Source organism: Enterobacter sp. 342 (genome assembly GCF_036663495.1).
In the GTDB taxonomy this organism is placed as follows: Bacteria; Pseudomonadota; Gammaproteobacteria; order Enterobacterales; family Enterobacteriaceae; genus Enterobacter.
The window spans coordinates 38,067-52,978 of record NZ_JAWUEI010000017.1; the positions used below are offsets into that span (position 1 = coordinate 38,067).

Here is a 14,912-nt window from a genome sequence, read left to right on the forward strand (position 1 = left end):
CTCCTTGATAATGGTCGTAATCGGTTAAACGGTTACATGATTATCGCTTAACTTCACTCCTGTTTTAATCAGTAAATGGGAGTAAGAGAAGCCTGAGGACCGAACTTTACATTTTCTTAGGTAAAAATTGGATCGCTGCCACCGTACAACGCCTTGATAGTCTCTCTCAACCAGAGAATTTTCGGATTATGGCTGTTCCGTTTATGCCAAATCAGCGTGAAGGGGACGGTCAGTTTTTCAGCTTGCGCTTCGTCAATGGGAATAGGAAGCGCGATCAGCTTCCGCTGGTGGAGTTCATTGTAGTGGTGGCAGTAGTGGGGAGCCGTAGCGATATAATTATGGCCGGGCTGCGCCGCCATAAACATCGCCTGTTCGAAACCCGGCAGGCACATGGCGATATTGCGCTCACGTCCCATCTCCTTTAGCACCTCATCAAGCGCCCAGGTGTCGCTACGTTCCCAGAAGATACTGATATGTGGATAGCGCAGGAAGGTCTCCAGGTTCCACTCTTCCTGCAGTGCCGGGTGATCCTCGCGCAGATAAACACACGGACGGTCACTAAACAGGATTTCGTAGTCGATAAACCACGGCAACAACTTCAGCAGTTCGCGGGAACGTGGATGAGTTTCACGACCGGTGAAGCCAAGATCCACTTCCCCACGCGTAATGGCGTCCAGAGAGTCGTAATCCCAGTGACGCATCTTCACCGTAGCCTGCGGATAGCGCTGGTTCACCTGCTCCAGCAGGGCGTTAAAGCGGATCAGCATCAACGGCGTTTCGGCGGCCAGCACGAACGTCAGCCCGCCTGGCGCGTCATGGTGGAATTTATCGAGGATCTGGTTGCCGATTTGCATCCAGTCAGCCAGATCCTGCTCTAGGCTTACCGTCAGTGGAGTCGGCAGTAACCCTAACGGTGTTTTGACAAACAGCGGGTCGTCGAACCAGTCGCGCAGCTTGGCCAGTGATTTACTCACCGCGGACGGCGTCACGTTCATTCGCTTCGCCGCTTTGGTGACGCTACGCTCCTGCAGCAAAAGCTGCAGGCACAGCAACAGGTTAAGATCGAGACTGCTGATGGGCTTCTTCATAATTTGCCGCGGGCTGGATGACCATAAGTAAGGTAATACAGACCATGCTACAGCCAATCAGAATCCCGATCAGCATATTGAGCGCGTTAAGTCCGATTACCGCTGCCAGCCAAATCCACAGGGAAGAGCCACAAACCTGAGCAATACCCAGCACGGAGCTTGCCACACCTGCCCGAAGTGAGAACGGGCCGAGCGCCTGGCTCATCGCCACGCCAAAGCCAACCGAGAACCCGGCGCAAATGAGGGTAATGCCTACCAGCATCACCACATGTGAGCTGGTGGTCGCCAGGATCACGCCTGCTGCGAGAAATAACACCTGTGAGGTCAGCATCAACGTGCGCTGGCTGAAAACATTTAGCGCAAAGGGGGTGGAGAACGAGACGGCCATACTGACCATCGCGGTTAATGCCATCACCGTTGAATACTCACCCCGATCAAAGCCCATGGTCTCCATCAGTAAAACCGGGGAAACGTTTACATAGGTCAGGATCACCGCCACGCTTAATGTGGTTACGGCCAGACGACTGAGGAAAAAGCGATTAAGCAGCTTCTCGGCTGGATGAATCGTTGGGGTATGACCGGTATTCTGCGAGCCAGGGTGGGTCTCTTTCAGCACAGCGATGGACAGGATAAATACCAGCGCGCCCATGGCCGCCATGGTCCAGAACAGGCTCTGCCACGGGAATTTCAGCATGATCAGATATCCCACGACCGGGGCCAGCACCGGGATGATACAGGTAATACCGTTCAGCATCGAAAGCACTTTGGCGCGACGCTGGGCACTTAAGGTATCGCGCAAAATCGCAAAGGCAACGACATAACAGCCACCGGCTCCAATGCCCTGGATAAACCGTCCAGCCAGGAACAAGGTACTGTTCTGCGCCTGTGAGCAGAGAAGAGAGGCCAGGGCAAAGATGATGGCACCCGTTATGGCGACGGGCTGACGACCTGCCTTATCTGCGACCTTCCCGGCAAACAACATCGACGACGCCATTCCCGCGAGGTAGGCCGAAAACGCGATGTGCAGCTGAGCTTCACTGGCACCCAGATCGCGGGCGATGTGCGGTAATCCCACCAGATACATATCAATGCCAGACGGATAAAGCAGAACCAGCGCAAAACTACAAAACAGAAAACGAGCCATAAACCCCCCATAAATGCAGGCAAGCAGAATAGGGGGTGAAAAGGGATTAAGCGAGTTGCCATTTGGACAATGGTGATTTCCTGACAGGAAAACACCATTGGTTAGCGGAAATTATTTGCCAATACAGAAGCTTGAGAAGATCCTTCCCAGCAGATCGTCCGACGTAAACTCCCCGGTGATCTCGCTCAGATTCTGCTGCGCCAGACGCAGCTCTTCCGCCAGCAGTTCACCCGCCCACGCACCGATCAGCTGCGCTTTGCCCTGGTCAAGATGGCGTGCTGCCTCTTCCAGCGCCTGCAGGTGACGACGACGCGCCAGGAAGCCACCTTCCATGCTGGTGTCAAAGCCCATGCTCTGCTTGAGATGGTTACGCAGGTCGTCAACGCCTTCACTGGTACGCGCCGACAGACGGATTAGTGAGTGACCATTCACATCGCTGATGCCCAGCGTTTCGCCGGTGACGTCCGCTTTGTTACGCACCACGGTGATAGGCAGTTTGGCTGGCAAACGGGCGATAAAGTCTGGCCAGATCTCTGCCGGGTCCACAGCGTCGGTCGTGGTGCCGTCCACCATAAACAGCACGCGGTCCGCTTGCTCGATCTCCTGCCAGGCGCGTTCGATACCGATACGCTCAACTTCGTCGCTGGCATCGCGCAGACCGGCAGTGTCGATGATGTGCAGCGGCATCCCGTCGATATGAATATGCTCGCGCAGTACGTCGCGGGTGGTGCCGGCAATGTCGGTCACGATCGCCGCTTCACGGCCCGCCAGGGCGTTCAAAAGGCTCGATTTCCCGGCGTTAGGACGACCGGCGATCACCACCTTCATCCCTTCTCGCAGCAGGCTGCCCTGACGTGCTTCGGCACGCACCGCGTCGAGATCGTTCATCACCTGGTTGAGCTGGGCTTCAATTTTACCGTCAGAGAGGAAGTCGATCTCCTCATCCGGGAAATCGATAGCCGCTTCCACGTAGATCCTGAGGTGAGTAAGTGCTTCCACAAGATGATTCACGCGCGCGGAGAATGCCCCCTGCAACGAGTTCAGGGCGGAGCGGGCCGCCTGTTCAGAACTGGCGTCGATCAGGTCAGCAATCGCCTCGGCTTGCGCCAGGTCGAGCTTATCGTTCAGGAAAGCACGTTCCGAGAACTCACCTGGCTTCGCAATGCGCAGGCCTGGCAAGGTCAGAATGCGTTTTAATAGCAGGTCGAGGATAACCGGGCCGCCATGGCCCTGCAGCTCCAGCACATCTTCACCGGTAAAGGAGTTTGGGCCCGGGAACCACAGCGCAATGCCCTGGTCCAGCGGGGTGCCGTCAGTATCTTTAAACGGCAGGTAATCAGCGTAGCGTGGCTTTGGCAGTTTACCCAGTACCGCTTCGGCGACCTCGCGCGCCTTCAGGCCGGAGATACGCAGAATGCCTACACCACCGCGTCCCGGTGGGGTTGCCTGGGCGACGATAGTGTCGTTATGGCTCATGGTTGGTCTCGTTCAATACAAATAAAAAAGGCGGTCAATCGACCGCCCTTATTTTAGCGTTAACTTACCGAATCAGGACTTTTTCTTTTCGCGGCTATGCAGGCCACGTTTTTCCAGACCACGGTAAATCAGCTGCTGCTGGATGATGGTCACCAGGTTGCTGACGATATAGTACAGCACCAGACCTGACGGGAACCACAGGAAGAACACGGTGAAGATGACCGGCATAAAGGTCATGATCTTCTGCTGCATCGGGTCGGTCACCGTGGTCGGAGACATCTTCTGGATGAAGAACATCGTCACGCCCATCAGGATCGGCAGGATGTAGTACGGGTCCTGTGCAGACAGGTCATGGATCCACAGCGCGAACGGCGCATGGCGCAGCTCAACGGAACCCATCAGCATGTAGTACAGCGCAAGGAAGATTGGCATCTGAATCAGCAGTGGGAAGCAACCACCCAGTGGGTTTACTTTCTCTGCTTTATACAGGGCCATCATCTCCTGGCTCTGACGCTGCTTGTCATCGCCCAGACGCTCACGCATGGCCTGAATCTTCGGCTGCAGCATGCGCATCTTCGCCATGGAGGTGTACTGCGCTTTAGTCAGCGGGTACATGATGCCACGAACGATGAAGGTGATAACGATGATGGAGAAGCCCCAGTTACCCAGGAAGCTGTGGATGAACTTCAGCAGCTTAAACAGCGGCTGAGAGATGAACCACAACCAACCGTAATCTACGGTCAGATCCAGGTGTGGCGCAACGGCAGCCATTTTGTCCTGGATTTCCGGGCCGACCCACAGGGTGCTTGCCATTTTACCGGTTTGACCCGGCTGAACCAGAACAGGCTGAGATTTGTAGCCGATAGCTGCAAGACCGTTACCCAGATTCGCGGTGTAGAAGTTGTTGGTACCGTCGTTATTAGGCACCCATGCAGTGGCGAAATACTGCTGCAGCATTGCCACCCAACCGCCTTTAGCGCTGACGTTCAGGTTTTCGTTATCGGCAATGGTGTCGAATTTGTATTTCTCATACTTCGCGTCAGGCGTTGAGTACGCCGCGCCACGGAAGGTATGCAGCGCAAAGTTGCTGCTTCCGGTGTCACGGTGAGACGGCAGATTGATGGACTGCTTCAGCTGGCCAAAGGTCGACAGTTCCAGTGGTTTCGCACTGGCGTTCTGTACGGTGTAGCCCACGTTCACCGCATACTCACCGCGTTTCAGGGTGAAGGTTTTAGTGAAGGTGTTGCCTGCGGCGTCGGTGTAAGTCATCGGGATAACGAGTTCGTTCTGACCATCAGCCAGCACAAAGGTGTTGTTCTCGACGTTATACAGTGGACGCGCACCGTTAGCCGGGTTATCCGGGCCATCACGACCGGTCAGGCCGCTCTGCGCCTGGTAGATAAACTCAGGCGTGGTTTCCAGTAACTGGAACGGTTCGTTAGACTTCAGCTCTTTCGGGTAGGTCAACAGCAGCGCCTGCTCAACATCACCACCACGGGTGTTAATAGTCAGCTCAAGCACATCGGTCTTAACCGTAATCTGTTTCCCCTGGCCACTGGCCGGTACGCCCTGGTCGGCGGCGCTACCCGCTGCGGTGGTCGTGGTCTGCGTGGTCTGCTGCTGGGGTTGAGGATTTTTATCCTGCTCCCATGCCTGCCAGATCATGAAAGACACGAACAACAAAGCGATGATAAGAAGATTGCGTTGCGAATCCATCGTTAGTGTTCTCTGGTATCAAAGGGTCCTGGAGGGACGGGGTCGTCTCCACCGGGGTGTAAAGGGTGGCATTTTAATACGCGTTTCACCGTCAACCAACTGCCTTTTATCACTCCAAACCTGCGCAATGCCTCAATTCCGTAGCTTGAGCACGTTGGTGTGAAACGGCAATGTGGCCCGAGTAGCGGACTAATCAGGCGTTGATAGACCCGAATGAGGGCTATCAGGACCCGTGAGCCAGGCGACAGTGGCGGCGCCATAATTTTTCCAACGCTTCCGAGAGAGCACGGTTATCGAGGTCGGCAACCCCCTTTTTAGCCACCACCACGAAATCCATCGAAGGCAGTTCGTGCTGACGTAAACGGAAGCTTTCACGCGTCAGACGTTTAATCCGATTGCGTTCATGCGCTCGCTTAACATTTTTCTTGGCGACTGTGAGACCGATGCGGGGATGCCCCAGCGAATTTTGGCGGCCGAGGATGGTGATTTGCGGCGTGCCAGCCCGTTGTGGCTGCTGGAAGACGAAAGTGAAATGAGCGGGAGTTAACAAACGTAACTCCCTGGGAAATGCTAGCTTAACCACTCAGGGGTTAGCTTTATTACTTGGAAACGGTCAGACGAGCGCGGCCTTTAGCACGACGACGTGCCAGAACCTGACGACCATTTTTAGTAGCCATACGAGCACGGAAGCCGTGAGAACGGTTGCGCTTCAGTACAGACGGTTGAAAAGTGCGTTTCATGGCGATTTCTACCTAAACTTGAATAAATTCACTGACTTTTGCGTATACCCGAACGAATTTCGAACGACTAACGCCTCAGCGTGGGTGATTAAAGAGGCCGGATTGTAATAATTGTACACTCCGGAGTCAATTCTCTTTCCTTATTTCCCGCGTATTTCCGCACGTTTTCGCGTGGAAAATGAGCAACGGACGACGCAGGAAGATGAGCATCACGCGCCGGGTCGAGGATTATACGGGCTCGTCGACAAAGCGCAAGGATCGTCCCGGATCTTCGTTAGATCATTTAAGCAATAAATTGTCTGTGCTCATTAATTTTTCCAATATGCGGGCTAAATCGTGGGGCACTTGCGCCAGGATCGTTTACACTTACCCGGTTTCGGATCTTCCTGTGGATAAATCGGGAAGAATCTGTGAGAAACAGAAGATCTCTGGCTCAGTTTAGGCTATGATCCGCGGTCCCGATCGGGATCCCAGGATCCTGGTCAGGATTAAATTGCAGATAGCAATTCGCACATCCCCCTATGCACAGGGTCATGTCGATGTGCGCCAACAATCATGAATATTCAATAGTTTTCTTTTATTGTTCGAGTGGAGTCCGCCGTGTCACTTTCGCTTTGGCAGCAGTGTCTTGCCCGATTGCAGGATGAGTTACCAGCCACAGAATTCAGTATGTGGATCCGCCCGTTGCAGGCGGAACTGAGCGATAACACGCTGGCTTTGTATGCGCCAAACCGTTTTGTGCTCGATTGGGTAAGGGACAAGTACCTCAATAACATCAATGGACTGCTGAACGATTTCTGCGGGTCAGATGCCCCTCAATTGCGCTTTGAAGTGGGTACAAAGCCGGTCACCCAAACCGTTCGTGAAACCGTGAACGTAGCAGCGCCTGCTCAGGCTGCTCCTGCTCCGGCACCTCGCGTTGCACCCGCTCGTCAGGGCTGGGACAACGTTCCTGCTCCGGCAGAGCCAACCTACCGTTCTAACGTTAACGTTAAACACACGTTCGATAACTTCGTTGAAGGTAAGTCGAACCAGCTGGCGCGCGCGGCGGCTCGTCAGGTTGCGGATAACCCCGGTGGTGCCTACAACCCACTGTTCCTTTATGGCGGCACAGGTTTAGGTAAAACGCACCTTCTGCATGCAGTGGGTAACGGCATTATGGCGCGCAAGCCGAATGCCAAAGTGGTGTATATGCACTCCGAGCGCTTCGTTCAGGACATGGTAAAAGCCCTGCAAAACAACGCGATCGAAGAGTTTAAACGCTACTATCGTTCCGTTGACGCGCTGCTCATCGATGACATTCAGTTCTTTGCCAATAAAGAACGATCGCAGGAAGAGTTTTTCCATACCTTCAATGCCCTGCTGGAAGGTAATCAGCAGATCATTCTGACCTCGGATCGTTATCCAAAAGAGATCAACGGTGTTGAAGATCGTCTGAAATCCCGCTTCGGCTGGGGTCTGACTGTGGCGATCGAGCCACCGGAGCTGGAAACCCGCGTTGCGATCCTGATGAAGAAAGCCGATGAAAACGACATTCGCTTGCCGGGTGAAGTTGCGTTTTTCATTGCCAAGCGTCTGCGATCCAACGTGCGTGAGCTGGAAGGGGCACTGAACCGTGTTATTGCCAATGCCAACTTTACCGGCCGTGCGATCACGATCGATTTTGTGCGTGAAGCGCTGCGCGATTTGCTGGCATTGCAGGAAAAATTAGTCACCATCGACAATATTCAAAAGACGGTGGCTGAGTACTACAAGATCAAAGTGGCAGATTTACTGTCTAAACGTCGTTCCCGCTCGGTGGCGCGTCCGCGTCAGATGGCGATGGCGCTGGCAAAGGAGTTAACCAACCACAGTCTGCCGGAAATCGGGGATGCGTTTGGTGGCCGTGACCATACGACCGTGCTGCACGCTTGTCGCAAGATTGAGCAGTTACGTGAAGAAAGCCACGACATAAAAGAAGATTTTTCCAATTTAATCAGAACATTATCATCGTGACGCTATGAAATTTACTGTTGAACGTGAACATTTATTAAAACCGCTGCAACAGGTGAGTGGCCCATTAGGTGGCCGCCCAACGCTGCCTATTCTCGGAAACCTGCTGCTTCAGGTCGCGGACGGTACGCTGTCGCTGACCGGCACAGACCTGGAAATGGAAATGATCGCGCGCGTTACGCTGACTCAGCCGCACGACGCGGGCGCGACCACGGTTCCGGCACGTAAATTCTTTGATATCTGCCGCGGGCTGCCGGAAGGGGCTGAAATCGCCGTACAGCTGGAGGGCGACCGCATGCTGGTGCGTTCTGGCCGCAGCCGTTTCTCGCTTTCCACGCTGCCTGCTGCGGACTTCCCGAACCTGGACGACTGGCAGAGCGAAGTTGAATTTACGCTGCCACAGGCGACGATGAAGCGTCTGATTGAAGCCACTCAGTTCTCCATGGCGCATCAGGACGTTCGTTACTACTTAAACGGCATGCTGTTCGAAACCGAAGGTGAAGAGCTGCGTACCGTAGCCACCGACGGCCACCGTCTGGCGGTCTGTTCCATGCCAATTGGCGACTCGCTGCCAAACCATTCGGTGATCGTGCCGCGTAAAGGCGTGATTGAGCTGATGCGTATGCTCGACGGCGGCGATACTCCGCTGCGCGTGCAGATCGGCAGCAATAACATTCGCGCTCATGTAGGCGATTTTGTCTTCACCTCGAAGCTGGTTGACGGTCGTTTCCCGGATTATCGCCGCGTATTGCCGAAGAACCCGGACAAAACGCTGGAAGCGGGTTGCGATAGCCTCAAGCAGGCGTTTGCCCGTGCCGCCATTCTCTCCAACGAGAAATTCCGCGGTGTGCGCCTGTATGTGAGCGAAAACCAGATCAAAATCACCGCTAACAACCCGGAACAGGAAGAAGCAGAAGAGATTCTGGACGTCACCTACGCCGGGGCTGAGATGGAAATCGGCTTTAACGTCAGCTACGTGCTGGATGTGCTGAATGCGCTGAAATGCGAGAACGTGCGCATTCTGCTGACCGACTCCGTTTCAAGCGTACAGATTGAAGATGCCGCATCACAGTCGGCTGCCTATGTTGTCATGCCAATGAGACTGTAATGTCGCTCACCCGTCTGTTGATCCGCGACTTTCGCAATATTGAAAGCGCGGATCTCGCTTTATCCCCTGGCTTTAACTTCCTGGTTGGCGCGAATGGCAGCGGCAAAACCAGCGTGCTGGAAGCCATCTATACGCTCGGCCATGGCCGGGCGTTTCGCAGTTTACAGATAGGTCGCGTTATTCGTCACGAGCAGGAGTCCTTTGTTCTGCACGGACGTTTACAGGGTGAAGAGCGGGAAACCGCCATCGGCCTGACCAAAGACAAGCAGGGCGACAGCAAGGTGCGCATCGACGGTACCGACGGCCACAAGGTGGCGGAGCTGGCGCTGCTGATGCCAATGCAGCTGATTACGCCTGAGGGGTTTACTTTACTCAACGGCGGCCCCAAATACAGAAGAGCGTTCCTCGACTGGGGATGCTTTCACAACGAAGCCGGTTTCTTTAACGCCTGGAGCAACCTGAAGCGCCTGCTAAAGCAGCGTAACGCTGCACTGCGCCAGGTCACCCGTTACGCCCAGCTGCGTCCGTGGGACATGGAACTCATCCCTCTCGCGGAACAAATCAGCCGCTGGCGTGCCGAATACAGCGCAGGTATCGCCGAAGACATGGCGGATACCTGCAAACAGTTTTTACCTGAGTTCTCTCTCACCTTCTCCTTCCAGCGCGGCTGGGAGAAAGAGACGGATTATGCCGAGGTGTTAGAGAGAAACTTCGAGCGTGACCGCATGTTGACCTACACCGCACACGGCCCGCACAAGGCGGATTTCCGCATTCGTGCCGACGGTGCGCCGGTGGAAGACACGCTGTCGCGCGGGCAGCTCAAGCTCCTGATGTGCGCGCTACGCCTGGCGCAGGGGGAGTTCCTCACCCGCGAAAGCGGGCGACGCTGCCTGTACCTGATAGATGATTTTGCCTCGGAACTTGACGATGCGCGGCGTGGGCTGCTTGCCAGCCGCTTAAAAGCCACGCAGTCGCAGGTTTTCGTCAGCGCCATTAGCGCTGAACACGTTATGGACATGTCGGACGAAAATTCGAAGATGTTTACCGTGGAAAAGGGTAAAATAACGGATTAACCCAAGTTGAAATGAGCGAGAAACGTTGATGTCGAATTCTTATGACTCCTCCAGTATCAAAGTCCTGAAAGGGCTGGATGCGGTGCGTAAGCGCCCGGGTATGTATATCGGCGACACGGATGACGGCACCGGTCTGCACCACATGGTATTCGAGGTGGTAGATAACGCTATCGACGAAGCGCTCGCGGGTCACTGTAAAGACATCGTGGTCACCATCCATGCGGATAACTCCGTATCCGTCACCGATGATGGTCGTGGCATCCCAACCGGTATCCACCCGGAGGAAGGCGTGTCCGCTGCGGAAGTTATCATGACTGTGCTGCACGCAGGCGGTAAGTTCGATGATAACTCCTATAAAGTTTCCGGCGGTCTGCACGGCGTAGGTGTCTCCGTGGTTAACGCCCTGTCACAGAAACTGGAACTGGTTATTCAGCGTGAAGGTAAAATTCACCGCCAGCTGTATACCCACGGCGTGCCGCAGGCACCGCTGGCTGTCACTGGCGATACCGACAAAACCGGTACCATGGTGCGTTTCTGGCCGAGCCTGGAAACCTTCACTAACGTCACCGAATTCGAGTACGACATCCTGGCGAAACGCCTGCGTGAACTGTCGTTCCTGAACTCTGGCGTCTCTATTCGTCTGCGTGATAAACGCGACAACAAAGAAGACCACTTCCATTACGAAGGTGGTATCAAGGCATTCGTTGAGTACCTGAACAAGAACAAAACGCCAATTCACCCGAATATCTTCTATTTCTCCACCGAAAAAGACGGTATCGGCGTAGAAGTGGCGTTGCAGTGGAACGATGGTTTCCAGGAAAACATCTACTGCTTCACCAACAACATTCCACAGCGTGACGGTGGTACTCACCTCGCAGGCTTCCGTGCGGCGATGACCCGTACCCTGAACGCCTACATGGACAAAGAAGGCTACAGCAAAAAAGCGAAAGTCAGCGCCACCGGTGACGATGCCCGTGAAGGCCTGATTGCTGTGGTTTCCGTGAAGGTGCCGGATCCGAAGTTCTCCTCACAGACCAAAGACAAACTGGTCTCTTCTGAGGTGAAATCGGCGGTTGAACAGCAGATGAACGAACTGCTGAGCGACTATCTGCAGGAAAACCCGTCTGACGCGAAAATCGTTGTCGGCAAAATTATTGATGCGGCGCGTGCCCGTGAAGCGGCGCGTAAAGCCCGTGAAATGACCCGTCGTAAAGGCGCGCTGGACTTAGCAGGCCTGCCAGGCAAACTGGCTGACTGTCAGGAACGTGACCCGGCGCTGTCTGAACTGTACCTTGTGGAAGGGGACTCCGCGGGCGGTTCTGCGAAGCAGGGCCGTAACCGTAAGAACCAGGCTATTCTGCCGTTGAAGGGTAAAATCCTCAACGTTGAGAAAGCGCGTTTCGACAAGATGCTCTCTTCTCAGGAAGTGGCGACGCTTATCACCGCGCTGGGCTGCGGTATCGGTCGTGACGAGTACAACCCGGATAAACTGCGCTATCACAGCATTATCATCATGACCGATGCGGACGTCGACGGCTCGCACATCCGTACGCTGCTGTTGACCTTCTTCTATCGTCAGATGCCGGAAATTGTTGAACGTGGCCACGTCTACATTGCACAGCCACCGCTGTACAAAGTGAAGAAAGGCAAACAGGAACAGTACATCAAAGATGATGACGCGATGGATCAGTATCAAATCGCCATCGCCCTTGATGGCGCGACTCTGCACGCGAACTCCAGCGCCCCAGCACTGGCAGGTGAGCCGCTGGAACGCCTGGTGTCCGAGTTCAACGCCACGCAGAAAATGATCGGGCGTATGGAGCGTCGTTATCCGAAAGCGCTGCTGAAGGAGCTGGTTTATCAGCCAACGCTGACCGAAGCTGACCTGAGCGATGAACAAACAGTGACCCGCTGGGTGAACGCTCTGGTGAGCGAGCTGAATGAGAAAGAGCAGCACGGTAGCCAGTGGAAATTCGATGTTCAGCAGAACGCTGCTCAGCAATTCGAGCCGATTGTTCGCGTGCGTACCCATGGTGTCGACACCGACTATCCGCTGGAGCACGAATTTGTTACCGGCCCGGAATACCGCCGCATCTGCACGCTCGGCGAGAAGCTGCGCGGTCTGATCGAGGACGATGCGTTTATCGAACGTGGCGACCGTCGTCAGCCGGTAGCCAGCTTCGAACAGGCGCTGGATTGGCTGGTGAAAGAGTCCCGTCGTGGTCTGTCTATCCAGCGTTATAAAGGTCTGGGTGAAATGAACCCGGATCAGCTGTGGGAAACCACTATGGATCCGGAAAGCCGCCGCATGCTGCGCGTGACCGTTAAAGACGCGATTGCTGCTGACCAGCTGTTCACTACCCTGATGGGCGATGCGGTTGAACCACGTCGTGCCTTCATCGAAGAGAACGCCCTGAAAGCGGCTAATATCGATATTTAATGCCGTAACACTGCAAAACACAGGCCGCGCTTTTAGCGCGGCTTTTTTGTAGGTGTGGGCATATCCAGCGACATCACTGACGGTAAACGACTGACCAGCATGTCGATGGCAATTCTTACCCTCAACGGCAGATGCGGTGTCTGCTGCCAGACCGCATGAACGTCGAAATGCACATCCGGTGCCTGCTTCAGGAGCGGGACGAGCTTACCCTGGTGAATATCTTTGACGACCATCCAGCAGGGCAGCCATGCAATGCCGTGTCCGGCCAGCGCAGCGTCGCAGATCGCCTGCAAATCATCCATATTGAGTGATGACCGGGGAATAAATGTGCGCGGCGTTCCGTCGTTGTCCATGAGTTGCCAGGGGAGCACTCTGCCTGTCCGCAGATAGTTAATGGCCGTATGCTGGTGTAAATCATCCACGGTTTCTGGCATGTTTTTCTTCCGCAGATAATCCGGCGCGGCGCACAGCACCATGCGATGTTCCCCCAGCCTTCTGGCAACCAGAACGCTACTGTCCTGAAGCACGCCGTTACGCACCGCCATATCAAACCCTTCCTCGACAAGATCCACCACGCGGTCACTGAATGACATTTCCAGTTCAAGTCCGGGGTGTTCTTGCGCCAGTTCAATCAACAGCGGGGCGACGCACTGGCGACCAAACAGCACCGGCATGGCAACACGCAGGCGGCCACTGACCTGCTGTTTCCCTGTTTCAAGCAGTGATTCTGCACCACGAATTTCCTCCAGAGCGCGCAGACAGCGCTCATAAAAAAGCGCGCCGTTATCGGTCAGGCTCTGGCTACGGGTGGTGCGCTGGAAAAGACGAACGCCCAGTCGCTCTTCGAGGCGAGCGATGCTTTTCCCAACTGCCGAGCGCGATAAATGCAGGCGAGTTGCGGCCTGAGCAAAACTCCCCGCCTCAACGGCGGCCACAAAAACAGGAATATCCTTCAGTGTATCGGTCATGGATTGTATCCATTATGGCGACAATAAAGAGAAAACTTATCGCCACTGGTGATGATGAGTCAACGCTAGACTGTGAGTCCTGAAACTCATTTGATGGCTGGAGAAATACAATGACAGAGACAATGCAACGCTGGTCGATGAACGCCCTCGGGCGCGAGAACCTCAGACTCATTCAGGAACCTGTTCCACAGCCTGGTCCGGGTGAAGTGCGTGTGCGGGTGAATGCCGTTGCGCTCAACTACCGCGATAAAATGGTGATTGAAGGCAACATGCCGATTTCACGTTCCTTCCCGTTTACGCCGGCGTCTGACATGGCGGGTGTGGTGGACAGCATTGGTGAAGGGGTAACACGTTTCAAACCCGGCGCTCGTGTCATCTCAACCTTCTTCCCTGAGTGGATCGACGGCAAGCCGCAGGCGGATGCGCGCAATTTGCCCTATAAAACGTCCGGTGGATACTTCCAGGGGATGCTGGCTGAATATGTGATTGTGAATGCAGACTGGCTGGTGGCCGCTCCGGAAACACTGGATGACGCAGAGGCCAGCACCTTACCCTGCGCAGGGCTTACCGCATGGTTTGCGCTGGTGGAGCGCGGCCTGTTACGCGCCGGGCAATCGGTGCTGGTACAGGGGACGGGCGGCGTAGCGATATTCGCCCTGCAAATTGCAAAAGCACACGGAGCAGAGGTTTTTGTCACCTCCGGTAGTGATGAAAAACTGACACTGGCCAAAAAACTCGGGGCTGACCAGGGGATCAACAGGCTGAAAGGTGACTGGGCTGAAGCCATTCTGGCGCTGACTCAGGATCGCGGTATCGACCATATTATCGAAACCGTAGGGGGTGAAAACCTGAAGCATTCCATGCGCGCCGTTGCCGTTCATGGACGTATCTCGGTTATCGGTGTTCTGGCCGGGACCGAAATTTCACTCCCAGCTGGCGAGCTGTTGCTGAAATCTCCGGTTATTCAGGGGATTGGCGTTGGGCACCGTCGGGCGCTGGAGGATTTTGTTCATGCTGTCGATGTAACCGGATTAAAACCTGTAATTGAGCATCGCTACCGTTTTGATGAGCTTGAACAGGCACTTGAACACCTCGATCGCGGTGCGTTTGGCAAAATAGTCCTCACCCGCGAGTAAATTGTCGTTCCCCGGGATAAGCCTGAAAAGG

At 54.8% G+C, this 14,912-nt stretch carries 13 protein-coding genes and 1 pseudogene; 5 read left to right on the plus strand and 9 right to left on the minus strand.

All coding sequences use genetic code 11. The features are described 5' to 3' along the window. Nucleotides 1-116: 116 nt before the first annotated feature. The 8 genes and pseudogenes from yidZ to V6E55_RS25850 form a co-directional block, all read right to left on the minus strand. Complete coding sequence (gene yidZ, locus V6E55_RS14830; protein WP_028017775.1) at nucleotides 117-1,088, minus strand: HTH-type transcriptional regulator YidZ; 972 nt, start codon at nucleotides 1,086-1,088, stop codon at nucleotides 117-119. After that, the gene (locus tag V6E55_RS14835; RefSeq protein ID WP_316943196.1) at nucleotides 1,057-2,232 is read right to left on the minus strand and encodes an MFS transporter; all 1,176 of its coding nucleotides are present in this window, start codon (nucleotides 2,230-2,232) and stop codon (nucleotides 1,057-1,059) included. The genes yidZ and V6E55_RS14835 overlap by 32 nt, the downstream gene beginning before the upstream one ends. Before the next feature lie 111 nt (nucleotides 2,233-2,343). Then, nucleotides 2,344-3,708, minus strand: a complete 1,365-nt coding sequence (gene mnmE / locus V6E55_RS14840; RefSeq protein ID WP_316943197.1) for a tRNA uridine-5-carboxymethylaminomethyl(34) synthesis GTPase MnmE — start codon at nucleotides 3,706-3,708, stop codon at nucleotides 2,344-2,346. Nucleotides 3,709-3,780: 72 nt separating this feature from the next. After that, nucleotides 3,781-5,424: a membrane protein insertase YidC gene (yidC, locus tag V6E55_RS14845; protein WP_114979038.1), complete on the minus strand. Its 1,644-nt coding sequence runs from the start codon at nucleotides 5,422-5,424 to the stop codon at nucleotides 3,781-3,783. A 2-nt stretch (nucleotides 5,425-5,426) separates the two neighbouring features. Then, nucleotides 5,427-5,684 (minus strand): membrane protein insertion efficiency factor YidD, encoded by a 258-nt coding sequence (gene yidD / locus V6E55_RS14850; protein WP_001307474.1) that lies wholly within the window; start codon nucleotides 5,682-5,684, stop codon nucleotides 5,427-5,429. Further along, nucleotides 5,648-6,007 carry a ribonuclease P protein component gene (gene rnpA, locus V6E55_RS14855; protein ID WP_024907873.1) on the minus strand — a complete coding sequence of 120 codons (360 nt, stop codon included), beginning with the start codon at nucleotides 6,005-6,007 and terminating at the stop codon, nucleotides 5,648-5,650. The genes yidD and rnpA overlap by 37 nt, the downstream gene beginning before the upstream one ends. A gap of 16 nt (nucleotides 6,008-6,023) precedes the next feature. Continuing rightward, nucleotides 6,024-6,164 (minus strand): 50S ribosomal protein L34, encoded by a 141-nt coding sequence (gene rpmH / locus V6E55_RS14860; RefSeq protein WP_000831330.1) that lies wholly within the window; start codon nucleotides 6,162-6,164, stop codon nucleotides 6,024-6,026. Between the two features lie 228 nt (nucleotides 6,165-6,392). Beyond that, a pseudogene (locus V6E55_RS25850) lies at nucleotides 6,393-6,443 on the minus strand (hypothetical protein); the annotation flags it as partial. Nucleotides 6,444-6,764: 321 nt separating this feature from the next. Between V6E55_RS25850 and dnaA the strand changes: the two are divergent. From dnaA to gyrB, 4 genes are read left to right on the plus strand one after another with little or no spacing between them, the layout of a single operon-like run. Continuing rightward, complete coding sequence (gene dnaA / locus V6E55_RS14865; RefSeq protein ID WP_010426558.1) at nucleotides 6,765-8,159, plus strand: chromosomal replication initiator protein DnaA; 1,395 nt, start codon at nucleotides 6,765-6,767, stop codon at nucleotides 8,157-8,159. A gap of 4 nt (nucleotides 8,160-8,163) precedes the next feature. Then, nucleotides 8,164-9,264 (plus strand): DNA polymerase III subunit beta, encoded by a 1,101-nt coding sequence (dnaN, locus tag V6E55_RS14870; RefSeq protein ID WP_008500170.1) that lies wholly within the window; start codon nucleotides 8,164-8,166, stop codon nucleotides 9,262-9,264. Continuing rightward, on the plus strand, nucleotides 9,264-10,337 hold the full coding sequence (gene recF / locus V6E55_RS14875) for a DNA replication/repair protein RecF (RefSeq protein ID WP_013094779.1): 1,074 nt from the start codon (nucleotides 9,264-9,266) through the stop codon (nucleotides 10,335-10,337). The genes dnaN and recF overlap by 1 nt, the downstream gene beginning before the upstream one ends. A gap of 28 nt (nucleotides 10,338-10,365) precedes the next feature. Continuing rightward, nucleotides 10,366-12,777 carry a DNA topoisomerase (ATP-hydrolyzing) subunit B gene (gene gyrB, locus V6E55_RS14880; protein ID WP_114979037.1) on the plus strand — a complete coding sequence of 804 codons (2,412 nt, stop codon included), beginning with the start codon at nucleotides 10,366-10,368 and terminating at the stop codon, nucleotides 12,775-12,777. A gap of 32 nt (nucleotides 12,778-12,809) precedes the next feature. Here the strand turns inward: gyrB and V6E55_RS14885 are convergent, their stop codons facing one another. After that, entirely contained in the window at nucleotides 12,810-13,745 is a 936-nt protein-coding gene (locus V6E55_RS14885; RefSeq protein WP_316943200.1) for a LysR family transcriptional regulator, read from the minus strand. A gap of 110 nt (nucleotides 13,746-13,855) precedes the next feature. Between V6E55_RS14885 and V6E55_RS14890 the strand changes: the two genes are divergently transcribed. Continuing rightward, nucleotides 13,856-14,881: a zinc-dependent alcohol dehydrogenase family protein gene (locus V6E55_RS14890; protein WP_114979035.1), complete on the plus strand. Its 1,026-nt coding sequence runs from the start codon at nucleotides 13,856-13,858 to the stop codon at nucleotides 14,879-14,881. Nucleotides 14,882-14,912 lie beyond the last annotated feature (31 nt).